Below are 23,186 nucleotides of genomic sequence, written 5' to 3'. Positions count from 1 at the left end.
GTCCGGATCGAGCCCGAATCGCGTCGACGTCGTCAGCGTCCCGAACTAGCCTCGACCTCCATGAGCACCCTGCAGACGATCAATGACGTACCCGTCCTGATGTGCGCGGCCGAGGGCGAGGTCATCGCGGGCGAACGCGATGCCCTCGACTGCATCGGCGACGCCTCCTACCAGGGCGCGCAGTGGGTCGTCATCCCCGCCGAGCGGTTCGACGACGGGTTCTTCCGGTTGAGCACCCGGGTCGCCGGGGAGATCATCCAGAAGTTCGCCCAGTACCGGGTCGGCATCGTCGTCCTCGGCGACATCTCCCGCCACACGGCGTCGAGTTCGGCGTTGCGCGACTTCGTCCGCGAATGCAACCGCGGGCGCCAGGCGTGGTTCCTCGCCGACGCCGGGGAACTGGCCGCGCGGCTGACCGGGCCGACCGCGTGAGCGGCGGCGACGGGCTCCGCCTCCTGCGGGCGGCGGACCGCGGCGCGACCCCGTGGAAGAACGGCGGGGGAGTCACCCGCGAGATCGCCGCGCGACCCGAGGGTGCCGGCACCGGGGGCTTCGCCTGGCGGGTGAGCCTCGCGGAGGTCGCGGCCGACGGACCCTTCTCGTCCTTCCCCGGGGTCGACCGCACCCTCACGCTGGCCGAGGGCGCGGGCATGGACCTCGCGGTGGCCGGCGTCCGCCACCTCGTGGACGAGCCGTTCGCGCCCCGCGACTTCGCCGGGGACGAGCCGACGGACTGCCGGCTCCTCGACGGCCCGGTGGTCAACTTCAACGTGATGTACCGGCGGAGCGAGACCCGGGCGCAGACCGCCGTCGTACGGGGCGCGCTCGCGCTCGCCGTGCCGCCGGGGGAGACCCTGCTCGTGGTGGCTCTGGACGGTCCGGCCGTCCTCTACCGGTCCGGTGACGAAGGCTCCGGCTCGGGCCCCGGGGCCGGCCGCGTCGGGGAGCTGGCTCCGTACGACGCCGCCCTGCTGACGGGCGGGCCCGACCTGGTCCTGCGTACGGCCGGGCGCGCGGCGGTGGTCCGCTTCGGTCCCGCTCCGGCGGTGGACCCCGTCAACGGGTAGTCCCCGGGGCGTCGGCCCGCGCCCGCCCCGGAGCCCCCGGCCGCGGGCGCGGCGCCGCCGGGCGTCCCAGCAGCACTCCGGTCAGCGCGAGCGCCAGGCCGCAGAGTTGCAGCGGGCGGAGGGACTCGCCGGAGACGGCCGTGCCCAGCAGGACGCCCGTCACCGGATTGAGCAGGCCGAGCAGCCCGACGGCCGCGGCGGGCAGATGCCGCAGCCCGGCGAACCAGGCGGCGAAGGCCATCGCGGTCGCCACCACGGTCACGTAGCCGAAGCCGGCCAGCGCGGGGCCGTCCAGGTGCGGCGGGGCCCCCTCCACGGCGACCGCGAGGGGGAGCAGGAGCAGCCCGCCGCCCAGCAGCTGCCAGGCCGTCGACGAGAGCACGTCCACCCCGGCGCCCCACCGCTTGGCCAGGACGTAGCCGAGCGAGGCCATCCCCATGGCGGCGGCCGAGGCGAGTACGCCGAGGAGGTCGAGGGGTGCGCCCGGGGTCAGCAGCATCAGGCAGACGCCGCCGACCCCGACGCCCGCACCGGCCAGGTGTCGCGGGCCGGGCCGCTCGGCCAGCAGCGCCCAGGCGAACAGCATCATGACCAGCGGCGCCGTCGCCATGACGGTCGAGGCCACGCTGGTCGGCAGCCGCTGCGCGGCCACGTACACCAGCGCGAAGAAGCCGCCCATGTTGAGGACGCCGAGCAGCGGCGCCCGCCACCACCAGCTGCCGCTCGGCAGCCGCCGGCCCGCCGCGAGCAGCAGCAGCCCGGCCGGCAGGGCCCGGATGACGCCCCCGTAGAGCGGGTGGCCGTCGGGCAGGAACGCGCGGGTGACGAAATAGGTCGTGCCCCACGCCACCGGGGCCGCCGCCGTGACCAGTGACCACCGCAGATTGTCTTCCATGGAAGATACAATACCTTCCCAGGAAGCTAACGCTATGCTGTTCCCGTGAAACCCCAGCCCAAGGACCACGTGGCCCGCATCCAGGACGAGTGGGCCCGTGAACGGCCCGACGTCGACGTCAGTCCCCAGGGCGTGATCGGGCGGCTGCACCGGCTCGGCCTGCTCCTGACCGACCGCCTCGCCCTCGTCTACCGCAAGTACGGTCTCGGCGAAGGCGAGTTCGACGTCCTGGCCACCCTGCGCCGGGCGGGGGAGCCGTTCGAGCGGGCACCCGGAGAGCTCGCCGCGCACACCATGGTGACGACGGGTGCCATGAGCAAGCGGATCGACCGGCTCGAACGCGACGGGCTGGTCACCCGCCGCCGCTCGGCCGCCGACGGCCGGGGCCGGGTCGTCGCGCTCACACCGGCCGGACGGGACTTGATCGACCAGGCCTTCGCCGAGCACATGCGCAACGAGCGGAGCCTCCTGGACGGCCTCACGCCGCAGGAGGCCGCGCAGCTGGAGCAGCTCCTGACCACCTGGCTGGCGAAGGTCGAACCGCCGTTGCCGGGCGCCTGATCGCGCCGCCGCCGGGGCGGTGAGTGCTCAGTGCGAGCGCGGGCGGACGCCCAGCTTCACCCACTTCGCCGTGCTGGGCACGCCCTTCGCGTCGAGGAGGAAGAGCATGTAGTACCCGGGCGGGGCGTCGGCCGCGCTCGACGGGGTACGGAGCCCGATCGTGGAGCCCCGCACACCGGTGATCCGGAGGTCCAGGTGGCGTTGGCTGGTGTTCACCGAGTGCGTGACGGTGGTCGGCGCCAGTAGCACGGCGCGCTTGACGTCCTTGGCCGTAGAGCTCGTGACCTGGAAGGCCGTGTCGTGGCCGAGCTCGCCCGCCGGCGCCCGGTCGAGCGCCGGGCGCGCGCCCCGGTGCAGGTAGGCGGGCTCGTACAGCTCGATGCTGCCGTCCATCCCGTCCTTGATGTCGGGGTCGTTGGCGATCTGCTGGAGTTCGTCGCCGGTCACCATCATCCGCCCGTCCGGCAGGACCAGGGCGTTGGAGTGGTAGCCGCGGGGCAGCCGCTGGGCCGGGCCCAGCTTCCAGTGGCCGCGCGCGTCGCGCAGTTCGATCTGCCGGTACTTCAGGTCGGCCTTCGGGTTGAACGGTCCGTTGCCGTAGTCGCGGGTGTCCAGGGCGCCGTTCACCGTGAGCAGCGTGCCGTCCGGCAGGATCAGGGTGCCGTCCTGGGTGCGGCCGAAGGCCCTCGGCTCCTCGATGCTCCACCGGCCGCCGGACAGCCGGTACGTGAGCGGGTCGCGCGGGTCGCCGCCGAGCACCAGGACGGAGTCCGGGCCGCGGAAGCCGGCCGGCAGCGGCACGGCCGAACCGTAACCCCGGAAGTCGGCGGGCCGCCGGGGCAGGTCGGTGCGCACGTCCTTGACCGGGTCGAACAGCCACTGCTGGTCGGCGTCGCGACCGAGTCCGTAGATCATCCCGTCCCGCAGTGAGAAGAGGTGCGGATAGTCGTTGCGGAAGGGTGCCTCGGAGCGGAGCCGCTCCGCGGGGACGCTCACCGGGATGTCGAACGGGCGCCAGGGGACGGGGCGCCCCAGCGCGGGGAAGCGCTCCACGACCGGAGTGGGGGTGCCCGTACCGCGTTCGGACTGGCCGGACATGATGATCTGCCGGCCGTCCGCCCCGGTCACGACGGAGGGGTACCAGCGGCCGACGGCCATGTCGCGGTTGCGGAACCAGGTCTCGGTCCACGGGTCGAACACGAAGGAGAGCTTGGCGCCGCTGCCGCCCTTGCCGCCGACGTTGCCGCCGAAGACCCCGACCATGCCGTTGGGGAGGTAGGAGTGCCCGGCGCAGAAGAAGGGGGCCGGGCGCGGGGCGTAGGTGCCGTCGGGCATCAGCACCACCGGCGGCGGCACGTTCTTGAAGGCGCGGGCGCCGGTGCCCTTGGCGGGGTCCCAGAGGTAGGCCCGGCCGGCGTTCGTCCGCCCCACCGTGTTCGTCGGGCCGGTCTCCTTGGTGGGATCGGCCTCCACCCGCTCGAAGGAGAAGAGCAGCACCTTGCCCGTCGGCAGCTGGGCCACGTGGACACCGAAGTCGGGCGAGGGGAAGAACTCCGTGAAGCGGCCGGACCGCGCCGCGTCGAAACCGGAGTTGACCGTGCGCTGGGACTCCTCGAGCGAGGCCAGGCTCGCCGTGCGCTTCGACTGCGGATAGCCCTGCGTACCCTTGGCCGCCTGGCGCAGTCGGGCGTGTGCGCGGGCGTGCTCCTCGCCGAGCACGGCGGCCTCGTCGCCGGTGTGCCGGAGCGCGGCGAACACGGGTGCGTGTCCCGTCGCCGTGACGGCCAGGACGGTGGCGAGGGCCAACGCCGCCCGGGCGGCGGACCGTCGTACGCGGGACATGGGTCTCCTCACCGCAGGGCCTGAAGGATCTCGCCGATATTAGGACAAGCGGGACTTGATGGCCGGTGCGACTCGGTGCTTCGCGCCGCCTGCGGCCGTTCGGCGGACCGGTATGGGCTGGTTGATCGTTTCTCCGGTGAATCGTTTCGGCCATCGAGGTGAGACCGCGTACCCGTCGGCCCGCCGATGCCGCCGCCGAGGGCTATCCATGACGGTGTGATCAACTCGCTCCGTACCGGATTCACCGCAGCCGCCGTGACCGCAACGCTCGTCACGCTGACCCCCACGGCCGGGGCCTCCCCCTCGGCGCCCCTCGACCAGGTGACCGTGGACGTCGCCTCCGTCAACGGATCGGGCTGCCGCCCAGGCAGCGCCGCCGTCGCGGTGGCGCCGGACAACTCGGCCTTCACCGTCACCTACAGCGAGTACCTGGCCCAGGCCGGCGGTGGCGTCCCCGCCACCGAAGGCCGCAAGAACTGTCTCCTCTCCCTCCAGGTGCACGTCCCCCAGGGCTACACCTACGCCGTGGCGAAGGTCGACTACCGGGGCTTCGGCAGCCTGCAGGAAGGCGCGATCGGCACCCAGAAGGCCAGTTACTACTTCCAGGGCATGAGCCAGACCGCCCAGCGCACCCACAAGTTCAACGGCCGCTACGAGGACAACTGGCAGGCGACCGACACCACGGGCATCGAGGCCCTGGTGTTCGCGCCCTGCGGCGAGCAGCGCAACTTCAACATCAACACCGAACTGCGCGCCGAAGTGGGCACCTCCGACCCGGCGCAGACCAGCTTCATGGCCCTCGACTCGACGGACGGCGGCATCAACAGCATCTACCACTTCTCCTGGAAGCAGTGCCCCGTGCGCCGCTGATCCCGGACGCCCCTCCGCTCGGCCCGGCCGCCGGGACCCGCTGTGACGCGGGTCCCGGCGGCTCGACGCGTGGGAGCGGTCCCCGGCCGGCCGTGTCGGGCCGGTGGGCGGCGTCAGGCCGACGCGCGCCGGACCAGCGACGTCCCGGTGATCACCGGACCGACCGCGGCCCGCTCCTCGGGACTCCCGTCCAGGGTGCGCATCAACAGGTGCGCCATCATGCGCCCCATCCCCTCGACGTCCTGGCGCACGGTGGTCAGCGGCGGATCGGTGCCCTCCGCCACGGACTCGGCGTCGTCGAAGCCCACCAGCGCCACGTCCTGCGGAACCGCCCGGCCCCGCTCCCGCAGCACCCGTAGCGCGCCGGTGGCCATCAGGTCGTTCCCGGCGAAGACGGCGTCGATCCCGGGGTCGCGCTCCAGCAGTTCGGCCATCGCGCGGGCCCCGCCCGCCGGGGTGAAGTCCCCCTCGGCGAACAGGTCGGGGGCATCGGCCGGGAGCACGTCGCGGTAACCGCTCAGCCGGTCGGCGGCCGAGGTCTGGTCGAGCGGCCCGGCGATGTGCGCGATCCGCCGCCGGCCCTGCGCCAGCAGGTACCGTACGGCGTCCCGCGCGCCCCCGCGGTTGTCCGCGTCGACGTAGGCCACGCCCTCGTTCTCCCCGGGCCCGGCGGTCCAGCCGGGGCGGCCGCCGTAGACCGTGGGCATGCCGATGCGCCGGGTGATGGCGGGCAGCGGGTCGTCGGCGTGCAGGGAGAACGCGAGTGCCCCGTCGACGTGGCCGCCGGCCAGGTAGCGCTCGATGCGGTCGTAGTCGCTTTGGTCCTCCACCAGCAGCAGGACCAGCTGGGCGTCGTGGGCGGTCAGCTCCTTGCTGATGCCGCGGACCTGGTGGGAGAAGAAGGGGTCCGAGAATATCCGGACCTCCGGCTCGGCGATGATCACCGCGACGGCTCCGGTGCGGCGGGTGACCAGGGTGCGGGCCGCGGGGTTGGGGACGTACCCCAGGTCCCGGATCGCCTCGCGCACCTTCTCCACCAGATGCGCGCGGACCCCCTCTCCGCCGTTGACCACGCGGGAGGCGGTGGCCCGGGACACCCCGGCGAGCGCCGCGACGGCCTCCAGGGTGGGACGGTTCCCGGGATGCGGTTCGGGCACGGGTGTTCCTCCAAGGTGATCACGAACGGTGCACAGCAGGGTAACCGCTGCGCCCGACAGCCCGGACGCCCTCGCCGCGCACGGGCCGCAACTGCGGCGACGGCCTCCGGATGTCGATGGTCGACCCAAAAACGGATAGGTCATCCGAATTTCTGTTACCGTCACCCGGAAGTGGATTCACTATCCGGATGCGGGTGTGGGAGGACTGGGCATGAACGACATGAACGGCTGGAACGGGAACGGCAGGGGCAATGGCGTGGCCGTGGTGACGGCCGGCACCGGCGGCATCGGCCTGGAGACGGCGCTCGGGCTGGCTGCCGCCGGCCTCTCCGTCACCGTGGTCGGCCGGAACGCCGACCGCGGCGCCCAGGCGGTCCGCCGGATCGGCGAGGTCAACCCCGAACGCCCCGGCCGGTTCCTCCCCGCCGACCTCTCCTCCCTCGACGAAGTGCGCGACCTCGCCGGCCGGATCGCCGCGGAATGCGCCGCGGCGGGCGAGCCGCCGGCCGTGCTGGTCAACAACATCGGCGCGATGTACCCGAAGCGGCGTCACCTGGGTGGCGTCGAGGCCTCCTTCGTGGTCAACCACCTCTCGCCCTACCTCCTGACCGAACTGCTGCTGCCCACGTTCACGGCTGGCGGGTCCGGCAGGATCGTGAACGTGACGTCCGGTGCGGTCGTGGCCGCGAAGCGGGTGTTCGAAGCGGTGGAACCGCCCGGCGGCTACTACGGCTTCCACTGGTACGGACGTGCCAAGCTCGCCAACCTCGCGTACACCCTCGACCTGGCGGGGCGACTGGACGGCACGGGCGTATCGGTCTTCGCCGCCGACCCGGGAGGCGCCGCGACCGACATGACCGACGGCACCCTCTCCGACCCGCAGATCGTTTCGCCCGCCCTGCGGCTGCTGTGGCCGCTGGTGCGCCGCAGGTTCGCACGCTCGACCTCGGGTCCGGCGTCCGCTGCGGCCAGACCGTCGATCGTCGCGGCCACCGACCCGGCCCTGACGGGTCGTACGGGCGTCGTCATCGGATCCCGGGCGCGCCCGGTGCGGCCGTTCCGCCCGGCGACCGACCCCCGCCTGGCCGCGGCCGTGCGCCGGCTCGGCGAACGCCACGCGCCGCTCGCGGCCCCCCTCCCGGACTTGGGCTGACCAGGCCTCGGGCCGGGCGGGCGCGGGGCGGACCGGATGGCCCATCCGAATAGGATGGGCCCATGACGACGACGCCACTGCGCAAGGACGCGGCCCGCAACTGGGACCGGATCGTGGCCGTCGCCCGCGACCTGGTCGACCAGGGCGTCCCCCTGCAGCTCAACGACGTCGCCCGCCGCGCCGGACTCGGCGTCGGCACCGTCTACCGGCACTTCGCCACGCCGGAGGCGCTCCTCGAGACCGTGGCCACCCCGTGCCTCGAGTCCCTGGCGGCCCACGGCCGGGAGGCAGTGGAGGACACCGATCCCTGGCGCGCGCTGGAAGGCTTCCTGTTCCGCACGGTGGAGGCCCAGGTGACCGACGCCTCGCTGGCGCCGGTCACCGCTGCGACGACTGACGCCCTGTCACGGACCGCCGAGCTCAAGGGGGCCGTCTGGTCGGCCGGCAAGACCCTCCTCGAACGGGCCCGCGAAGCCGGCGTGGTCCGCGCCGACCTCGCCCCGGCCGACCTGGTACCGCTGATGTGCGGCATCGCGTACGCCGTGCACGTCCACGGCGGCGGCCCGGCGGAGCGGACCGACGCGGCGCACCGCTACCTGACCGCGCTGCTCGAGGGATTGAAGACCGCGCGCCCGAACTGCTGAGCTCCTCGTACTCAGGCGTCGAAGCGGCGGCGGGAGGCCTCGATGTGACCGAAATACCGGTGGGTCCAGTCGCACAGTCCGTCGATCGTCGCCCGCAGGGCCTGGCCCGGCTCGGTGAGGGTGTACTCGACCCGCGGCGGCACGGTGGGGTACACGGTCCGCTCGAGCAGCCCGTACCGCTCCAGCATCCGCAGGTTCTGGGTCAGCATCTTGTGGCTGATGCCCTCGACCTCGTCACGCAACGTGCTGAAGCGCAGGGTGCGTTCCCCCAGGGCTTCGATGATCAGGAGCGCCCACTTGTTGGCGACGTCCGAGAAGATCTCCCGCCCCAGCGAGTCCGCCCGCCTGAGGTCCGCCTCGTCGGGCGAGCCCGTGAGCTGCTTGGTCACCATCGGGTTCCCCAGTCACTGAAAAGTGCGTTCTTCCATGTCGGAGACCACTCTCCTACGGTTCCTGAGTAACCACAAGAGAGCGTGTGCGGGGCGGTTCGACGGAACGAGCTCACGCGCGCCCATGCCCATGGAGGCGGACAGCATGGCCATCACCCTGGTGAACCCCAAGGGACTGCCGGAGATCGACGCGTACCGGCAGGTGTCGGTCGCTACGGGGTCGAAGCTCGTCTTCGTCGCCGGACAGGTCGCCTGGCGGGCCGACGGCGTCACGGTCGGTGCAGGTGACCTCGCCGCCCAGGTCGAGCAGTGCTACCTCAACGTCGGCACCGCCCTCGCCGAGGTCGGGGCCTCCTTCGACGACGTGGCGAAGCTGACCCTCTACGTCGTCGACTGGACCCCCGACAAGATGCCCCTGCTGATGGAGGGGATCGCCCGGGCGGGCGCGAAGCTGGGCGCCGCACCGGTCCCGCCGGCCTCCATGCTGGGCGTCGCGGCACTGGACGTGCCCGAGCACCTGGTCGAGCTCGAAGCCACCGCCGTCATCGACTGACCGGCGACCCGGATCGGGCCGGGCGGCGGGGTCAGTTCGGCCGGCGGAGTCCCGCGACGAGGAGTGCGACCAGTCGGCGGGCGTCGTAGCGGGGGTCGCTCTCGGCGCCGATGCAGAGGTTTCCGATGCCGCGCATGAGCTGGTACGCGTCGAGGTCGGTGCGGATCTCGCCGGAGGCGGTGGCCGCGTCGAGCAGCTGCGCACACGCCGGCACGAGGCGTTCGAGGAAGTAGGCGTGCAGCGACTCGAAGCCGGTGCCGTCCCCCTGCATCGCCGCGGCGAGGCCGTGCTTGGTGACCAGGAAGTCGACGAAGAGGTCGACCCACCGCCCCAGCGCGGCATGGGGTGTCGGGCTGCTCGTCAGCAGGGCCGGGCCGGCTTCGGCGCAGGCGTCGACCTGGTGGCGGAAGACGGCGATGACGAGGTCCGCCCGGGTGGGGAAGTGGCGGTAGATCGTGCCGATCCCGACACCGGCCCGGGCCGCGATGTCACGTACCGGCGCTTCCACGCCCGCGGTGACGAACACGGCGGCCGCCGCCTCCAGCACGGTCTGCTGGTTGCGCCGGGCGTCCTTGCGCCGGGAGTTGGCTGAGCTCCCCGGGCTCTGGCCGCTGTCGTTCACCGCGGTACTCCTTCCGAACCTTCCGACACCGCTCTTGTAAAGCGGAACCGTGTTCCGTATCGTTACCGGAACACGGTTCCGTTTCATTCATGATGGCAGAACCGGCGGCGATTGACCATGCCGCCGTGCGCGCCCTCGCGCCCCGCGCCCTGCCGCATACCGGGACCGACCGCGAAAGCACCGAGCGAAAGGCACTCCCATGCCCGAATCCAAGACCGCGAACCCGCAGAAGACCGCAGGTGCGCCCACCACGGTCATATCCGCGAAGCCGATCGTCCTGCCCGCTCCCGGCCGCAGCGAGGACCTCCAGGTCCGTGTCTCCGCCCCCGCGACGGGCGGCGATCTGCCCGTCATCGTCCTCTCGCACGGCCACGGCTCGTCGATGAACGGCTACGCCCCACTGGCGGACTTCTGGGCCGCCCACGGCTTCGTGGTCCTGCAGCCCACCCACCTCGACTCCAGGACGCTCGGCCTCCCCGCCGACGACCCCCGTACGGCACGGATCTGGCGCCTGCGCGTCGAGGACCTGGGGCGCGTACTGGACGGACTGGACACCCTGGAAGCCTCCCTGCCCGGCCTCGCCGGGCGCCTCGACCGCGACCGCATCGCCGTGGCCGGCCACTCGTGGGGCGCCCAGACGGCGAGCACACTGCTGGGCGCACGCGTCCTCGACGCCGACGGTGTCCCCGGCGAGGACATGTCCGACCCCCGCGTCACGGCGGGCGTGCTGCTCGCCGTACCCGGCCTTGGCGACGACCTGACCCCCTTCGCCCTCGAGCACCTCCCCTTCATGAGGCCGTCCTTCGACACCATGACCACGCCGGCCCTCATCGTCGCCGGGGACCACGACGACTCCGCGCTGTCCACACGCGGCCCGGACTGGTTCACCGACGCCTACACCCACAGCCCGGCGGGCAAGAGCCTGCTCACGCTGTTCGGGGCCGAGCACTCGCTCGGAGGTGTCGCCGGGTACGAGGCCGCCGAGACCACCGACGAGAGCCCGGCACGCGTCGCGCTGATCCAGCGACTCACCACGGCCTTCCTGCGCAGCGCCCTCCACCCCGAGGACACCGCCTGGAAGGCGGCGGCCACCGCCCTGGCGGAAGACCCCCACCCGCTCGGAGAACTGCGAACCAGCTAGGTTCTGTCTCTTCGGTCCGTGTCGGGTCCAGACGAGGCTGCCGGCGCGGTGGAGTGGGCCTGGTAGGCGAGGGCGAGTTGGTGGGGTGCTTGCAGGCGATGGCTTCGACGGTGGGACGGTGGTCGGCCCACCGTCGTCCACGGACCGGATCGGCCGGCATCAGCGGCTCGATCCGGTCCCCCATCGCATCAGTGATCACTCATCGGACAGACACATCCGATGAACCGACCAACCCGGCAAAGAGACGAGCGCTAGGACTGGACGAAGCTCACCGCGTCGCAGCCGAAGCCCGCCGCGCTGGCCTCCTGTCGTTGGCCATTCCCGCCGACCCCACCACGCCCTAGACTGCGACCGCTCCGCAACCTGGCGATCATCAGGAGGGCGCACAACATGAACCGAGCACTGATCAGCACCTTTGCGGCCGTGACGTTAGTCGTGTCCGGAGGAAGTGCCGCCAGCGCATCCGACGGCGCTCCACCGCGCACCACGCACGGCCCGTGCCAGTACGCGCAGACCCCGGACGAGCCGCCCGCGCGTCCTGTTCCACTGCCGCCTGACCCACGGCGCACCCCCAGCCGTGGCACAGTGGACATGGCCGTTCCGACCAGCCAGGGCCCGCTCCCGCTGCGTCTGGACCGGGCCAAAGCACCGTGCACGGTCCAGAGTTTCCTGCACCTGGCGCAGCACGGGTTCTACGACCGGACGGTGTGCCACCGTCTGACGGCGTATCCGACGCTGAAGGTCCTGCAGTGCGGCGACCCGACCGGTACCGGTGAGGGAGGGCCCGGATACAAGTACAAGGACGAACTGCCGGTGGACTTGCCACCCGCACCGACCGATCCGACCGGTACGCGCCGCCTTTACGGGCGCGGCCTGCTGGCGATGGCCAACGCCGGACCGGACACGAACGGTTCACAGTTCTTCGTCGTCTACGGCGACTCCGCCCTGCGGCCGAACTACACGGTGTTCGGCACCGTCGGCCCCGACGGCCTGGCAACACTCGACAAAACCGCCGCCGGAGGCATCGTGGCGACCGCAGAGAACCCGGCACCGGTCGACGGCACACCCGTGCTGCGGACCGAGCTGCTCCGCGTCCGGCCGTCCTGCCGGCATTGACTCCCGCGGGCCCGCGCCGGATCCGCGCGCCCGGCCGGCGGGGCTCCGGTCTTCAGACAGTAGGGTTGCCCGGGTGGATACTCCTTCGCTCCCGCGTTCCTTCCGGCTGCTCGTGACAGGCGGGGGGACCGGCGGTCACACCTATCCGGCCCTGACGGCGGTCCGTACCCTCCAGGGCCGCCTCGCGGCGGCGGGCGGCACGCTGGACGTCCTGTGGATCGGTACCGCGGACGGCCTCGAGGCGCGCGTCGCTCCGGCGGAGGGCATCGCGTTCAGGACGGTGGCGACGGGCAAGATCCGCCGCTCGTCGAATCCCCTCAAGATGCTGTCCGCCGCGAACGTGAAGGACATGGCGCGGGTGCCGCTCGGTGTGGCGCAGGCGCGGTCGATCGTGTCCGAGTTCCGGCCGGACGTCGTGCTCGCGACGGGCGGGTACGTGGCGGTGCCGGCCGGGCTCGCCGCACGGCTGTGCAAGCGTCCGCTGGTCCTGCACGAGCAGACGGTCCGGCTGGGCCTGGCCAACCGGAAACTGGCGGGTTCGGCGACGCGGATCGCCGTGTCCTCCGACTCGTCGCTGGACCTGCTGCCCGCCGAGGTACGGGACCGGGCGGTCGTCACGGGGAACCCGGTGCGGCCCGAGGTGCTGACCGGACACCCGGACAAGGCGGTGCAGGCGCTGGCCCTGTACGGGTTCGACCGGCGGCTGCCGACGGTGTACGTCACCGGCGGCGCGCAGGGCGCGCAGCAGATCAACGGCGTCGTCCGGGATGTCCTGCCCTGGCTGCTGAGCCACGCGAACGTGATCCACCAGTGCGGCCCGGCGAACGTGGCCGAACTCCGCGACGCCGCCGCCCGCCTGGACCCCGTACTCGCCGGGCGCTACCACCTGACCGGTTTCGTCGGGCCGGAGCTGCCCGACGTGCTCGCGCTGGCCGATGTGGTGCTGTCGCGCAGCGGGGCCGGCACGATGGCGGAGCTGACCGCGCTCGGGAAGCCGGCCGTGTTCGTGCCGCTCGCCACGTCGGCCGGGAACGAGCAGGCGCACAACGCCCGCCACCTGGCCGACGCGGGAGCGGCCGTCGCCCTGCTCGGCGACGTCACCGCGCAGGCCCTCGGCGACGCGCTCGGCCCGCTGCTGACCGATCCCGGACGGCGGGCGGCGATGGCGGAGCGGGCCAGGGCGTACGGGAGGCCGGACGCCGCGGACCGGCTCGTGGACGTCATCCTGTCCGCGGCGGCCGGCTGATGCCGGGGGCGGTCAGTGTGTGGAGCCGGGCGCGCAGGGTGGTCAGCCGGACGCGCAGTCGCTGCGGTGGGGTGGGCGGCAGGCTGCGGGAACTGCCGCGCGCGTAGTACCGCTCGACGTAGTACTGGCCCCCGCTCAGCACGGTCGTGACCGCGATGTACCAGAGGGTGGCGACCATCAGCAGCGGGATCACCCGGTAGTTCTGGTTGTAGACCAGCTGGACCGAGTACAGCAGGTCGTGGACGGCCAGCACGCTGACGATGCTGGTGCCCTTGAGCGTGCCGATCAGCATGTTCCCGGCGGTCGGCACGATCGACCGCATCGCCTGGGGAACGACGATCCGGCGCAGGGTGCGCCGCCTGCTGAGGCCGAGCGCCTGTGCGGCCTCGGTCTGGCCGGGGTCCACCGAGAGGATGCCGCCGCGCACCACCTCGGCGGCGTACGCGGACTCGTGCAGGGTCAGGCCGATGACGGCGGTGAGGGTCGGGCCGAGCAGGTTCACCGTCTTGACGGTGAAGAGCTGGGGGCCGTACGGGATGCCGAGGCCGAGCGTGGGGTAGAGGGCACCGATGTTGAACCAGAACAGCAGCTGCACCAGCAGTGGCGTGGACCGGAAGATCCACACGTAGCCCCAACTCAGCGTCCGGAGGACCGGGTTGGCGGAGAGGCGCATCACGGCGAGTACGGTGCCGAGCAGGAAGCCGAGCACCATCACCGCACCGGTCAGCCACAGGGTGAGCAGCAGCCCGTCGAGTACGGCGGTGGTGGTGAAGTACCGTCCCACCACGTCCCATTGGAAGGCGTCGTTGCGGACGACGGAGACCAGCACCATCGCGAAGACCAGCAGGGCGGCGGCAGCGGACAGCCGGAGGCCGAGGCGCCGGCGCGGCACGATCGGCGGCAGCTCGGCCCCGGCGGCGCCGTGTGCCCGCGCGTGCTTCGCCGGCGGGTCGGCAGCCCGGGCGGGTGCGTTGGTGGTGTCGGATCCATGGACGACATCGGTGACATCGGGCGGGGTGGCCATGGGGAGGCTCTCCAGGGGGAGGGGGCGCGGGCGGGGAGGACCACCCGGCGGCGCGGCGCGCGGAAGCCCGGCACGGACTCCGCACAGGCTCCGCGCGCGTGCGGTGCCGCCGGGGAAACGGGTACTCGTGTCGTCACGCTCGCCGCGCCCCTCAACGCGGGCGGAGGGGCTTCCGTACGGGCGGAGCCGCTCCGTCGTCGATCGTATGTGCCCATGACCCGGCCGTGTCAACCACGCAGGGCCGGGCGGGCCGAGGCCGTCCGCCATCCGGGCCGTTGCTTGACGAAGAGCCGCATGTACTGCTCAAGTAGTCGCATGAATGCCCATCAGCGCCTGGTCTCGCGCGACTACATCGACTTCGGTCGGGTGTGGTCCGCGGCATGTTGCGCCTGATGCGGCAGCGGGCTGTCTGATCGGCCCTTCCCTCCCTCGGTGACCCCGTCGCGGGCCGAGATACCCCCTTGCGCCACCACCGGGCGGGGGCAGCAGCGAGCCGTCGCGCGCGCACGCTGCCCCGAGCCCGGCCGTGCGCTGCCGCCGCCCCGATCCTCCCCACGCCCCGCGTCGTCACGCCCGCACCCGCACCACCCGCATCCGCGTACCTCACGCCCTGACGTCGTGCCGTTCTGACGTCCCCTCATATGCCGCCGCAACAGGGGCTGTTCCGTCATGCCCGCGTGCGCGGTCTCCACCAGCGCCCTCCGAAAGGCCATCCCATGCCCGTGGAATTCCTCGGCATCGCCGCGACCAACGACGGCTCCGAAACCACCGCGCGATCCGGTGCCGCCTTCGACAAGGACTACACGCTCCGGCTCGCCCGTGCACACGAGGACCACGGCTGGGACCGCGTGCTCTTCGCCTACGGCTCCGGATCCCCGGACCCCGCGCCGGCCGCCGCGTACATCGCGAGCCGGCTGGACCGCCTCCAGCTCCTGCTCGCCCACCGGCCCAACGTCTCGTACCCCACCTACGCGGCCAAGACCTTCGCCACGCTGGACCAGATCAGCGACGGCCGCCTGACCGTCCACTTCATCACCGGTGGCAACGACCACGAGCAGGGCCGTGAGGGGGACACCCTCACCAAGGACGAGCGCTACGCCCGCACCCGCGAGTACATCCGGATCGTCAAGAAGATCTGGACCACCCGCGAGCCCTTCGACCACGAGGGCGAGCACTACCGCTTCCACGACTTCGTCAGCGACGTCTTCCCCGTCCAGCAGCCCCGTCCGGGCGTCTCGTTCGGCGGCTCCTCGCCCGCCGCGTACGCCGCAGGCGGCGCCGAGGCCGACATCTACTGCCTGTGGGGCGAGCCGCTAGCGAAGACCGCGGAGCAGATCGAGGCCGTGAAGGCCGCCGCGAAGGCGGCAGGTCGCACCGACGTACCGCGCATCCAGGTGGCGTTCCGCCCGATCATCGCCCCCACCGAGGAACTGGCTTGGGAGAAGGCCCACCGCACGGTGGGCGCCATCAGGCAGCGGCGGCGCGCCGGCCTCGTTCGGCACCACCGCAACGGAGTCCTGGAGGCCGCGGCGCCCCAGAACACCGGATCGCAGCGGCTGATCGCCATAGCCGAGGCGGGGGAGCGCTACGACCGGGCGCTGTGGACCCCGACCGCCGCCGCCACCGGCGGCGCGGGCAACTCCAACGCGCTGGTCGGCACACCGGAGACGGTCGCGCGGGCACTGCTGGACTACTACGACCTCGGCGTCGACGTGCTCTCGGCCCGCGGCTACGACCTGCTGGGCGACGCCGTCGACTTCGGCCGGCACGTGATCCCGCTCGTCCGTGAGGAGGTCGCGAAGCGCGACGCCGAGCGCGCGGCCGCGGACGAAGCCGCGGACGCGGCGGGCGACTCCCACCAGTCCCTCACGGCGGCGCGCGGATGACCTCGGCAGCCCGCGCGCCCCACCCAACGACCGTGCTCCCCCCGACGCCCCGCCCGACGACCGTGCCCCGCTCGACGACCGTGCCCCGCTCGACGACCGTGCCCGCCTCGGATCCACGCCCCCGCAACGGAAAGGCCCTCCCGCTGTGAACCTCCCCGGGAACGGGACCCGCACCCGCCTGCGCACCGCCGCAGCCCTCGCCCTGCTGCCCCTCCTGGCGCTGACCGCCTGCGGCGCCGGTGACGCCGGCGGGGCCCCGGCCGTGGCGGATGCCCAGGGGGCCTCCGCACCGGCCGACGACCCCGTCGCCGGCGTACGGACCGTGGACGCCGTCGCCGCCCTGCTGCCCGCAGACGTCCGCAAGGCGGGCACCCTCCGGGTCGGCAGCTCCGTCGGGGCCCCTCCCGCGGCGTTCTACCCGAACGGGCAGGACAAGCCGCCCGCCGGCCAGGACATCGACATCGCCGACGCGGTGGCCAAGGTCCTCGGCGTGAAGCTGGAGCGCCAGGACGCCTCCTTCGAGACGATCCTGCCCGCTCTCGGCAGCGGCAAGTACGACTTCGGAACGGGCAACTTCGGCGTCACCACCGAACGCCTGAAGACCATCGACTTCGTCACCTACATCAACGACGGGCAGGGGTTCGCGGTCAAGACGGGCAACACCACCCTGACCACGCAGGTCTCCGACCTCACCCAGCTGTGCGGACTGACCATCGGCACCGGCGCGGGCACGACCTTCGAGAAGACCCTCACCGCGCAGAAGGGCGTCTGCGCCGCGGCCGGCAAGAAGCCGTACGAGGTCAAGGTCTTCTCCGAGACCGGGGCGGTGACCACCGCGCTCCAGCAGGGCCGGATCGACGTGGTCATGTCGACGATCAACGGACTGCGCCACCAGGCCGCCCAGCCCGCCGCCCAGACCGCGTTCCTCGGCGAGTACCACCGCCTCGACGTCGGGTTCGCCTTCAAGAAGGGCTCCCCGCTCACTCCCGCCCTCCAGGCGGCGGTCAACGAGCTGATCCGCAACGGCACTTACGCGCGGATCCTGCAGAAGTGGGGCACCACCGCCTCCGCGATCGACACCTCGCAGATCAATCCGGCCGAGCACACGTGAGAGGAGAGCCCGTGAGCGACGTCATGGTCGACGTGCGAGGCGTCCACAAGAGCTTCGGGCCGCTGGAGGTGCTGCGCGGCGTCGACCTGGAGGTCCGCGCAGGTGAGGTCACCGTGATCCTCGGCCCCTCCGGCTCGGGGAAGTCCACGCTCCTGCGCACCATCAACCACCTGGAGAAGGTCAACCGCGGCTGGATCAGCGTGGACGGCGACCTCATCGGCTACCGCAGCGCACGCGGCAAGCTGTACGAGCTGAAGGAGAGGGAGGTCCTGAGGCAGCGCACCCGCATCGGTTTCGTCTTCCAGAACTTCAACCTCTTCCCGCACCTCACCGTGCTGGACAACCTCGTCGAGGCCCCGCTCTCCGCGCTGCGCCGCCCCCCGCAGGAGGCGGAGGCGACGGCCCGCCGGCTGCTGGACCGTGTGGGGCTCTCGGACAAGGCCGACGCCTATCCGCTCCAGCTGTCCGGCGGGCAGCAGCAGCGCGTGGCCATCGCCCGCGCGCTGGCCCTCGAACCGAAGGTGCTGCTGTTCGACGAGCCGACCTCGGCGCTCGACCCGGAACTGGTCGGCGAGGTCCTGGACGTCATCAAGGACCTGGCCCGCGCCGGAACCACCATGATCGTCGTGACGCACGAGATCGGCTTCGCCCGTGAGGTCGCCGACACCGTCGTGTTCATGGACGCCGGAGTCGTCGTCGAACAGGGACCGCCCGCGGCCGTACTGGACGACCCGCGGCACGCCCGTACCCGCGCCTTCCTGTCCAAGGTCCTCTGATCCAAGGCCCTCCGACCCGCGTCAGGACCTGCCCCGGCCGCCGCGGCCCAGTCGCCAGGACAGGTGGGCCCCGAGCAGTTCCGCGCGCTCTTCGGGCGCGGTGTCACGCAGGACCATACGCAGCGTCAGAAGATCGCGCAGGCCGCGCAGGAACTCGGCCTGCGCGTGCTGCCGGCCGCGGACGAGGCGGCCCAGCAGCGCGAGGACCACGGGCGCTGCGACAGCGGCGGCCAGCACGTGGTCGTGATCGATGATGGTCATCGCGGTTCTCCTCGGGTTCATGGCCGATCGGATCCGGGAATGGTCCGGCCGTGCCTGTCAGTCCATGGGAGCCTTTGCCATCGGTGTTCATCCGCGGGCGTGAACAAGGATGAACGGGAGATCCGTGGGGGAACGATGGCCGACGGGGAAGTACTGGCTCCGCAGCAGGCACTGGCGCGTCTCGGCACCCTGCTCAGGGACGCCCGGCAGGCCCGCAAGTGGGCGCTCAGGGAACTGGCGTCCCGGGCGGAGATCGCCGTGGGAACGATCAGCCAGGCCGAGCAGGGCAAGACCACGCCGAACTTCGTCACGCTCGACGCGCTCCTCACCGCTCTGGGCATCGAGGGAGAGGAACGCGCGGAGCTGGAGGGCCTGCGAGACCGGGCCGAACCCCGCACCCGCCCCGTCCGGGCCCGGGCGGAGTCGCAGAACCGCCTGCTCAACGACTACGTCGCCGCCGCCCGGGAGGTCGCCCGACACCACCCTCACCCCTTCTTCCTGCCCGGCGCCGCGCCGTCCCTGACCGACGTCCACTGGGGTCAGCAGGCCGTCCCGGTGGATCCGAACAGTCCCGAGGACGGGAACTCGGCGGCGTCGCTGCTCGGTGCCGGCCTCAGACCGCTGCCGGCCGCCGGGGCCCTGGCCGAGAAGCGGGTGTGCGTGATCACCGCCGGGCCGGGGGGCGGAAAGTCGAGCCTGCTGCGCGTCTGGCTGGAGGAAGGGCTCAACCGCTGGGCTGATGCCCAAGCGGCTGAGATGCCCGTCCTGGTACCTGCGGAGTCCCTGGTCAAGCACACGTTCAGCAAGGCTCTCGCCACGGCCGTGAACGAGCACCTCAGGCCGCACGGCCTCCTGGACGATTTCCCCGCGGAGTTCTTCGCCCACCCGCCGCGGGCCGGCGCGCGCTGGCTCGTACTGGTCGACGGCTTGGACGAGGTCACCAGCACGGCGGCACGCCATGACGTCGTGGGCGCCCTGGCCGCCCTGACGAAGAGTCACAACGCCCACTTGTTCCGCTTCGTCATCGCCGCCCGCCCGCTGCCCACCCGTGAGTTCCGCGCTCTCGGCCCGGACGTGGCCTGGTACCGCCTGCTGCCCTTCAGCCCCGAGGACGTGAAGCAGGTGGCCTGCCGCTGGTTCGGCGCCCTCGGGCTGCCCGAGCCGGCGCGGGCGGCCGAGCGCTTCACGCGGGATCCGGCGTTCCGGCGGATCGCCGACCTCGCCCGCACGCCCCTGATGGCCGCGATGCTCTGCCAACTCCACGTCGACTCACCCGACAGGGAGTTGCCCACCAGCCGCGGCATGATCTTTCAGCAGTTCACCGAGAGACTGCACGAGCGCCAGTGCGCCGCCGCGTCACCGGACACCCGTCAGCGCTACGCCGGCCTGGAGCGGCACGGGCCCGCCGTCCTCGGCCGAGCCGAGCACACCCTGGAGAAGCTTCCCGAGCTCATCGGCCTGCTGGCCGCCGAACGCCGCCGGGACGAGACGGTGTCGGCAGTCGACCTCCTGGAGTCGCAGCCCGCTGCCCAGCGGCCCGCCACGGTGCCCTCGGGCGAGTGGCGGACGTTCCTGGAGGCGAGCCTGCTGCGCAGCGGGCTGTTGACCGTCAGGGCGGGCAGGATCGTCTTCCTCCACCAGACGCTGCTCGAGTACTGCGCCGCCCGCCACGCGAGCCCCGAGGCACGCGCGACCGAACTGGCCCGTCTGCTCGTGAAGGGCTGGTCCCGGCACTGGGTGTTGCCCCAACTGGACGCCAGTGGGCGCGTGCCGGGGCGCCGGTACTGGAACCCGCCCGGCCGGGAGGAGGAGTCCTACTCCGGCTTCCTCCTCGACGACGGTGAGCACGACGCCACCGCGCTGACCAAGGAGCTGGAGCACCTTGCGAACCGGGGCGGACTGGACGGATGCAGATTCCTGGCCCAGCAGTACAGCTTGGGTACGGAGCTGCCGTCTTCCGTCACCCGCGCCGTCACCGACACCCTGCTGAGGCTGTGCCGCATCGGCCGTTTCGAGCTCTGGTGGGCCAAGACGGCGCGAAGCCTGAGCATCGCTGACGACTCGGCTCCCGAGATCGAGCGGATGTTCGCCCGGATCCTGTCCACCTTCGAGGTCGACGACCGGGTGGAGGCTGCCAGTACGCTGCTGTACCTGAGGGACAGGCGGGGCCTGGACGTTCTGACCGAACTGGCCCGCTCGCCCTACCTCTCCGGCGTGTGCGGACCGCCCGTCGCGGCCCGGCTGGCCAAGCTCGGCGACAAGAACGGCGCCGAGATACTGGCCGCTCAGGCCCGGGACAGCGACCTCAAGGCGGGCAAACGCCTCAAGGCCGCCGGATTCCTCGCGGAACTGGGCGACGACCGCGGAGTGGACCTCCTCACCCGGCTCGCCCACGACGAGGACGTACCCCACCGCCAGCGGGCCGAGGCAGCCCTCTGGCTCGCCGACCTCCACGACCACCTCGCCGAGAAACCGGCTCGGCCGAACGGCGAACCCCCGCCCGCGGCCCCCCTCGACGCCGTCGGCCACGAGATGCTGGTCGCCTTCGCGCAGGACCGTACCTGGCGCGGCTCCTCCCGGCTCAGGGCCGTCGAGCTCCTGGCCCGCGTGGACGACGGGCGGGCCCGCGAGGTGTACGCGGCGCTGTCGAACGACACCACCCTGCGCCGGTGGCACCGCCTGAGAGCACGCCGCGCCGCGGCCTGACGCCCGAACGCCCACGACCGACAGCGAGCCGTCGGCCCGGACGCTGCCTGAGCCCTCTCCACGGACGAGCCTCAGGTGTCCAGGGAGGCCTTCCCCTGGCGGTTGAAGGGGAGTCGGCCGAGTGCGACTGCCATCCCGCAGGTGTTGGTGAGGGCGGAGAAGACCAGGCCGGCCGCGATTCCCGCGGACAGCAACCGGAAGGCCGGGTGGACGAGGAAGCCGAGGGCCAGGCCGACCAGGACGACGGAGCCCGCAGTGAAGCGGACCTGGCGCTCCATGGCCCAGACCTTCCGCGCGCGGCCCTCCGGGTACTCGAGGCGGTGGCCCTCGGCCGCCCACGCGGTGGTGCCGCCGGTGAGGCTCGACGCGTCGATGCCGTGGGAGGCCAGGGTGGCGACGGCGTTCTCCGCCCGGGCGCCGGAGGCACACACCACCAGCAGGGGCTTGTGCGCGGCGGCCTCGCGGAGAGCCGGCAGCGCCCGCCCGATCCGGTCGAGGGGGATGTTGAGGGCGTCGGGCAGGTGGCCGGACGCGAACTCGCCCGGGGTGCGGACATCGACGACGGTCAGCTCGTGGTGGCGGGGGAACGCCTCGGTCACACTCAGGGCTGCGGAAACACTCATGGCGGATCGTGGTCCTTGGCAGAGGGGACGGTGGTGTCAGCTCGGCGGCCGCGCGCTGTCCGCGGCCACGCGGAATCCGATGTTGCCGGTGGAGCTGTCGGGAGTGTTGGAGCTGCGGGCTGCGACGCGGTAGCGGTTGCAGTACGAGTCGTGGCAGAGGTACGAGCCGCCGCGCATCACGCGGCTGGTGCCGGGCGCGAACCAGTCGGCGCACCATTCCCACACGTTGCCGACGGCGTTGTAGAGGCCGAAGCCGTTGGGGGGGAAGGACTCGGCCGGGGCCGTGCCCTCGTAGCCGTCCTCAGCGGTGTTGCGGGTGGGGAAGTCGCCCTGCCAGATGTTGCACATGTGCCGGCCGCGGGGGGTGAGGTCGTCGCCCCAGGGGTAGCGCCGCTGCCGGAGGCCGCCGCGGGCCGCGTACTCCCATTCGGCCTCGGTGGGCAGCCGGGTCCCCGACCAGGCGCAGTACGCCTGGGCGTCGTTCCAGGAGACGTGGATGACGGGGTGGTTCAGGCGAGCGGTGACGGACGAGCCGGAACCCTCGGGGTGGCGCCAGCTCGCACCGGGGACGGCCCGCCACCAGGGCACGGCCGCCACGGCGGGGGACACGGCGGCGACCTGGTCGGACAGGAGGCCGCCGAAGACGAAGGAGACACCGAACCGTTCGGCCTCGGTGACATGGCCGGTGGCCTCGACGAAAGCGGCGAACCGGGCGTTGGTCACCGTCGTCGGCGCGATGCGGAACGGGTCGACGCCGACCTCGCGCACCGGCCCTTCGCCGTCGGCCGGGAAGGCGTCCGGGTCGTCGGTTCCCATCAGGAAGCGCCCGCCCGGCAGGTCGATCAGCAGCCCGTCGGCCCGCTCCGCGGCGGCCGCCGGCGGTCGCGGAGCGGGGGAGAGCGTGACGGGGGTGACGTCACCGGAGCCGGGAGTGCAGCAGGAACTCATGACGGCTCCGTCGGTACGGGTGGTGGGGAGCGGCGTTCCGCCCGGGGTACCCAGGAGGGTGACGGGCTCTGCGGGAGCCGTGTTCGTCACCCTCCCGGGTCTTCCGGGCCGCGGGTTACTTGGCGCCGAGGCCGGCGTCGGAGACCTCGGGCTTGCCGGCGGCCTTGAGGACCTTGTTCAGGAGCGTCAGGTCGTAGATGCCGGCGAGGTCGGGCTGCTCGATGAGCTTGGCCTTGACCGCCCACTCCGACTGGGTCTTCAGCGTCGAGGCCAGCGGGTCGTCGGTGACCGCGATGCTGGGCCACGCCGGGTCGATGACCTTCGCGTCGAGGGCCTTGCCGCTCTCGGCCTCCAGCTTGGCGTTGGCGGAGGCCTTCGCCTTGTCCTGGTTGGCGTGGATCCAGTCGTTGGTCTTCACGGTGCCGCGCAGGACGGCCTCGACCACGTCCGGGTGCTCCTTGAGGAACTTCTGGGACACGATGATGTTGGTGATGACGAACTTCTTGTCGGGCCACAGGGCGGTCTCGTCGAGGAGGACGCTGCCGCCGTCGGAGACGAGCTTGGAGGCGGTGGGCTCGGGGACCCAGGCGCCGTC

24 protein-coding genes and 1 pseudogene are annotated in these 23,186 nt (G+C 72.3%); 14 read left to right on the top strand and 11 right to left on the bottom strand.

Features of this window, described 5'->3' with window-relative positions; all coding sequences use genetic code 11:
• Nucleotides 1–60 precede the first annotated feature (60 nt).
• A complete protein-coding gene (locus ACZ6JT_RS20665; RefSeq protein WP_469211631.1) occupies nucleotides 61–432 on the top strand; it encodes a DUF4180 domain-containing protein in 372 nt (123 codons plus the stop codon).
• Nucleotides 429–1,067, top strand: coding sequence for a HutD/Ves family protein (locus ACZ6JT_RS20660; protein WP_469211629.1), 639 nt, complete (start codon nucleotides 429–431; stop codon nucleotides 1,065–1,067). The genes ACZ6JT_RS20665 and ACZ6JT_RS20660 overlap by 4 nt, the downstream gene beginning before the upstream one ends.
• Here the strand turns inward: ACZ6JT_RS20660 and ACZ6JT_RS20655 are convergent.
• Complete coding sequence (locus ACZ6JT_RS20655; RefSeq protein WP_469211628.1) at nucleotides 1,057–1,962, bottom strand: EamA family transporter; 906 nt, start codon at nucleotides 1,960–1,962, stop codon at nucleotides 1,057–1,059. The genes ACZ6JT_RS20660 and ACZ6JT_RS20655 overlap by 11 nt on opposite strands.
• Nucleotides 1,963–2,031: 69 nt before the next feature.
• On the opposite strand from ACZ6JT_RS20655, the gene ACZ6JT_RS20650 reads away from it, so the two are divergent.
• Entirely contained in the window at nucleotides 2,032–2,523 is a 492-nt protein-coding gene (locus ACZ6JT_RS20650) for a MarR family winged helix-turn-helix transcriptional regulator (protein WP_469212534.1), read from the top strand.
• Nucleotides 2,524–2,550: 27 nt separating this feature from the next.
• On the opposite strand, the gene ACZ6JT_RS20645 is transcribed toward ACZ6JT_RS20650, so the two are convergent.
• Nucleotides 2,551–4,365 carry a galactose oxidase-like domain-containing protein gene (locus ACZ6JT_RS20645; protein ID WP_469211626.1) on the bottom strand — a complete coding sequence of 605 codons (1,815 nt, stop codon included), beginning with the start codon at nucleotides 4,363–4,365 and terminating at the stop codon, nucleotides 2,551–2,553.
• A 216-nt stretch (nucleotides 4,366–4,581) separates the two neighbouring features.
• On the opposite strand from ACZ6JT_RS20645, the gene ACZ6JT_RS20640 reads away from it, so the two are divergent.
• Complete coding sequence (locus ACZ6JT_RS20640) at nucleotides 4,582–5,235, top strand: DUF4360 domain-containing protein (RefSeq protein ID WP_469211625.1); 654 nt, start codon at nucleotides 4,582–4,584, stop codon at nucleotides 5,233–5,235.
• 113 nt (nucleotides 5,236–5,348) lie between these two features.
• On the opposite strand, the gene ACZ6JT_RS20635 is transcribed toward ACZ6JT_RS20640, so the two are convergent.
• Nucleotides 5,349–6,392, bottom strand: a complete 1,044-nt coding sequence (locus ACZ6JT_RS20635) for a LacI family DNA-binding transcriptional regulator (protein ID WP_469211623.1) — start codon at nucleotides 6,390–6,392, stop codon at nucleotides 5,349–5,351.
• A gap of 211 nt (nucleotides 6,393–6,603) precedes the next feature.
• Here ACZ6JT_RS20635 and ACZ6JT_RS20630 point away from each other — a divergent pair, with 211 nt between their 5' ends.
• Nucleotides 6,604–7,545 carry an SDR family NAD(P)-dependent oxidoreductase gene (locus ACZ6JT_RS20630; RefSeq protein ID WP_469211621.1) on the top strand — a complete coding sequence of 314 codons (942 nt, stop codon included), beginning with the start codon at nucleotides 6,604–6,606 and terminating at the stop codon, nucleotides 7,543–7,545.
• 62 nt (nucleotides 7,546–7,607) lie between these two features.
• Nucleotides 7,608–8,189, top strand: a complete 582-nt coding sequence (locus tag ACZ6JT_RS20625; RefSeq protein WP_469211619.1) for a TetR/AcrR family transcriptional regulator — start codon at nucleotides 7,608–7,610, stop codon at nucleotides 8,187–8,189.
• Nucleotides 8,190–8,200: 11 nt separating this feature from the next.
• Here the strand turns inward: ACZ6JT_RS20625 and ACZ6JT_RS20620 are convergent, their stop codons facing one another.
• The gene (locus ACZ6JT_RS20620; protein WP_376619960.1) at nucleotides 8,201–8,581 is read right to left on the bottom strand and encodes a winged helix-turn-helix transcriptional regulator; all 381 of its coding nucleotides are present in this window, start codon (nucleotides 8,579–8,581) and stop codon (nucleotides 8,201–8,203) included.
• Between the two features lie 142 nt (nucleotides 8,582–8,723).
• Between ACZ6JT_RS20620 and ACZ6JT_RS20615 the strand changes: the two genes are divergently transcribed.
• Nucleotides 8,724–9,131: a RidA family protein gene (locus ACZ6JT_RS20615; protein ID WP_469211617.1), complete on the top strand. Its 408-nt coding sequence runs from the start codon at nucleotides 8,724–8,726 to the stop codon at nucleotides 9,129–9,131.
• Nucleotides 9,132–9,162: 31 nt separating this feature from the next.
• On the opposite strand, the gene ACZ6JT_RS20610 is transcribed toward ACZ6JT_RS20615, so the two are convergent.
• Entirely contained in the window at nucleotides 9,163–9,753 is a 591-nt protein-coding gene (locus ACZ6JT_RS20610; protein ID WP_469211615.1) for a TetR/AcrR family transcriptional regulator, read from the bottom strand.
• A 199-nt stretch (nucleotides 9,754–9,952) separates the two neighbouring features.
• On the opposite strand from ACZ6JT_RS20610, the gene ACZ6JT_RS20605 reads away from it, so the two are divergent.
• On the top strand, nucleotides 9,953–10,894 hold the full coding sequence (locus ACZ6JT_RS20605; protein ID WP_469211613.1) for an alpha/beta hydrolase family protein: 942 nt from the start codon (nucleotides 9,953–9,955) through the stop codon (nucleotides 10,892–10,894).
• Between the two features lie 70 nt (nucleotides 10,895–10,964).
• Here the strand turns inward: ACZ6JT_RS20605 and ACZ6JT_RS20600 are convergent.
• Nucleotides 10,965–11,078 (bottom strand): annotated as a pseudogene (locus ACZ6JT_RS20600) (IS5/IS1182 family transposase); the annotation flags it as partial.
• 206 nt (nucleotides 11,079–11,284) lie between these two features.
• Here ACZ6JT_RS20600 and ACZ6JT_RS20595 point away from each other — a divergent pair.
• Together ACZ6JT_RS20595 and ACZ6JT_RS20590 are read left to right on the top strand one after the other, a co-directional pair.
• Nucleotides 11,285–12,010 carry a peptidylprolyl isomerase gene (locus ACZ6JT_RS20595; protein ID WP_469211611.1) on the top strand — a complete coding sequence of 242 codons (726 nt, stop codon included), beginning with the start codon at nucleotides 11,285–11,287 and terminating at the stop codon, nucleotides 12,008–12,010.
• Between the two features lie 73 nt (nucleotides 12,011–12,083).
• Entirely contained in the window at nucleotides 12,084–13,256 is a 1,173-nt protein-coding gene (locus tag ACZ6JT_RS20590) for a UDP-N-acetylglucosamine--N-acetylmuramyl-(pentapeptide) pyrophosphoryl-undecaprenol N-acetylglucosamine transferase (protein ID WP_469211609.1), read from the top strand.
• On the opposite strand, the gene ACZ6JT_RS20585 is transcribed toward ACZ6JT_RS20590, so the two are convergent.
• A complete protein-coding gene (locus ACZ6JT_RS20585) occupies nucleotides 13,231–14,280 on the bottom strand; it encodes an amino acid ABC transporter permease (protein ID WP_469211608.1) in 1,050 nt (349 codons plus the stop codon). The genes ACZ6JT_RS20590 and ACZ6JT_RS20585 overlap by 26 nt on opposite strands.
• Nucleotides 14,281–14,996: 716 nt before the next feature.
• Between ACZ6JT_RS20585 and ACZ6JT_RS20580 the strand changes: the two genes are divergently transcribed.
• The 3 genes from ACZ6JT_RS20580 to ACZ6JT_RS20570 all read left to right on the top strand — a co-directional run bounded on the left by ACZ6JT_RS20580 (nucleotide 14,997) and on the right by ACZ6JT_RS20570 (nucleotide 18,053).
• Nucleotides 14,997–16,166, top strand: coding sequence for an LLM class flavin-dependent oxidoreductase (locus ACZ6JT_RS20580; RefSeq protein WP_469211607.1), 1,170 nt, complete (start codon nucleotides 14,997–14,999; stop codon nucleotides 16,164–16,166).
• A gap of 145 nt (nucleotides 16,167–16,311) precedes the next feature.
• Nucleotides 16,312–17,277: an ABC transporter substrate-binding protein gene (locus tag ACZ6JT_RS20575; protein ID WP_469211606.1), complete on the top strand. Its 966-nt coding sequence runs from the start codon at nucleotides 16,312–16,314 to the stop codon at nucleotides 17,275–17,277.
• Between the two features lie 23 nt (nucleotides 17,278–17,300).
• Nucleotides 17,301–18,053, top strand: coding sequence for an amino acid ABC transporter ATP-binding protein (locus ACZ6JT_RS20570; RefSeq protein WP_469212532.1), 753 nt, complete (start codon nucleotides 17,301–17,303; stop codon nucleotides 18,051–18,053).
• Nucleotides 18,054–18,074: 21 nt separating this feature from the next.
• Here the strand turns inward: ACZ6JT_RS20570 and ACZ6JT_RS20565 are convergent, their stop codons facing one another.
• The gene (locus tag ACZ6JT_RS20565) at nucleotides 18,075–18,314 is read right to left on the bottom strand and encodes a hypothetical protein (RefSeq protein ID WP_469211604.1); all 240 of its coding nucleotides are present in this window, start codon (nucleotides 18,312–18,314) and stop codon (nucleotides 18,075–18,077) included.
• Nucleotides 18,315–18,449: 135 nt separating this feature from the next.
• On the opposite strand from ACZ6JT_RS20565, the gene ACZ6JT_RS20560 reads away from it, so the two are divergent.
• Nucleotides 18,450–21,020 carry an NACHT domain-containing protein gene (locus ACZ6JT_RS20560; protein ID WP_469211603.1) on the top strand — a complete coding sequence of 857 codons (2,571 nt, stop codon included), beginning with the start codon at nucleotides 18,450–18,452 and terminating at the stop codon, nucleotides 21,018–21,020.
• Between the two features lie 71 nt (nucleotides 21,021–21,091).
• Here ACZ6JT_RS20560 and ACZ6JT_RS20555 read toward each other — a convergent pair whose 3' ends face one another.
• The 3 genes from ACZ6JT_RS20555 to ACZ6JT_RS20545 all read right to left on the bottom strand — a co-directional run.
• The gene (locus tag ACZ6JT_RS20555) at nucleotides 21,092–21,643 is read right to left on the bottom strand and encodes a rhodanese-like domain-containing protein (RefSeq protein WP_469211601.1); all 552 of its coding nucleotides are present in this window, start codon (nucleotides 21,641–21,643) and stop codon (nucleotides 21,092–21,094) included.
• 36 nt (nucleotides 21,644–21,679) lie between these two features.
• Nucleotides 21,680–22,591, bottom strand: a complete 912-nt coding sequence (locus tag ACZ6JT_RS20550) for a formylglycine-generating enzyme family protein (RefSeq protein ID WP_469212530.1) — start codon at nucleotides 22,589–22,591, stop codon at nucleotides 21,680–21,682.
• Nucleotides 22,592–22,706: 115 nt separating this feature from the next.
• The coding region (locus tag ACZ6JT_RS20545) for an ABC transporter substrate-binding protein (protein ID WP_469211600.1) at nucleotides 22,707–23,186 on the bottom strand (480 nt) is incomplete at its 5' end.

The organism is Streptomyces sp. NPDC046308 (genome assembly GCF_055588065.1).
Note: the sequence above shows the minus strand (reverse complement) of the source record. Positions and strands in the feature narration are given on the sequence as shown.

Bases quoted from the DNA above. Each gene is read 5' to 3' on its own strand.
- ACZ6JT_RS20665 (WP_469211631.1), top strand. From the start codon at position 61: ATGAGCACCCTGCAGACGATCAATGACGTACCCGTCCTGATGTGCGCG.
- ACZ6JT_RS20585 (WP_469211608.1), bottom strand. From the start codon at position 14,280: ATGGCCACCCCGCCCGATGTCACCGATGTCGTCCATGGATCCGACACC.
- ACZ6JT_RS20550 (WP_469212530.1), bottom strand. From the start codon at position 22,591: ATGAGTTCCTGCTGCACTCCCGGCTCCGGTGACGTCACCCCCGTCACG.
- ACZ6JT_RS20625 (WP_469211619.1), top strand. From the start codon at position 7,608: ATGACGACGACGCCACTGCGCAAGGACGCGGCCCGCAACTGGGACCGG.
- ACZ6JT_RS20565 (WP_469211604.1), bottom strand. From the start codon at position 18,314: ATGACCATCATCGATCACGACCACGTGCTGGCCGCCGCTGTCGCAGCG.
- ACZ6JT_RS20655 (WP_469211628.1), bottom strand. From the start codon at position 1,962: ATGGAAGACAATCTGCGGTGGTCACTGGTCACGGCGGCGGCCCCGGTG.
- ACZ6JT_RS20615 (WP_469211617.1), top strand. From the start codon at position 8,724: ATGGCCATCACCCTGGTGAACCCCAAGGGACTGCCGGAGATCGACGCG.
- ACZ6JT_RS20605 (WP_469211613.1), top strand. From the start codon at position 9,953: ATGCCCGAATCCAAGACCGCGAACCCGCAGAAGACCGCAGGTGCGCCC.
- ACZ6JT_RS20645 (WP_469211626.1), bottom strand. From the start codon at position 4,365: ATGTCCCGCGTACGACGGTCCGCCGCCCGGGCGGCGTTGGCCCTCGCC.
- ACZ6JT_RS20570 (WP_469212532.1), top strand. From the start codon at position 17,301: ATGGTCGACGTGCGAGGCGTCCACAAGAGCTTCGGGCCGCTGGAGGTG.
- ACZ6JT_RS20560 (WP_469211603.1), top strand. From the start codon at position 18,450: ATGGCCGACGGGGAAGTACTGGCTCCGCAGCAGGCACTGGCGCGTCTC.
- ACZ6JT_RS20630 (WP_469211621.1), top strand. From the start codon at position 6,604: ATGAACGACATGAACGGCTGGAACGGGAACGGCAGGGGCAATGGCGTG.
- ACZ6JT_RS20595 (WP_469211611.1), top strand. From the start codon at position 11,285: ATGAACCGAGCACTGATCAGCACCTTTGCGGCCGTGACGTTAGTCGTG.
- ACZ6JT_RS20580 (WP_469211607.1), top strand. From the start codon at position 14,997: ATGCCCGTGGAATTCCTCGGCATCGCCGCGACCAACGACGGCTCCGAA.
- ACZ6JT_RS20620 (WP_376619960.1), bottom strand. From the start codon at position 8,581: ATGGTGACCAAGCAGCTCACGGGCTCGCCCGACGAGGCGGACCTCAGG.
- ACZ6JT_RS20555 (WP_469211601.1), bottom strand. From the start codon at position 21,643: ATGAGTGTTTCCGCAGCCCTGAGTGTGACCGAGGCGTTCCCCCGCCAC.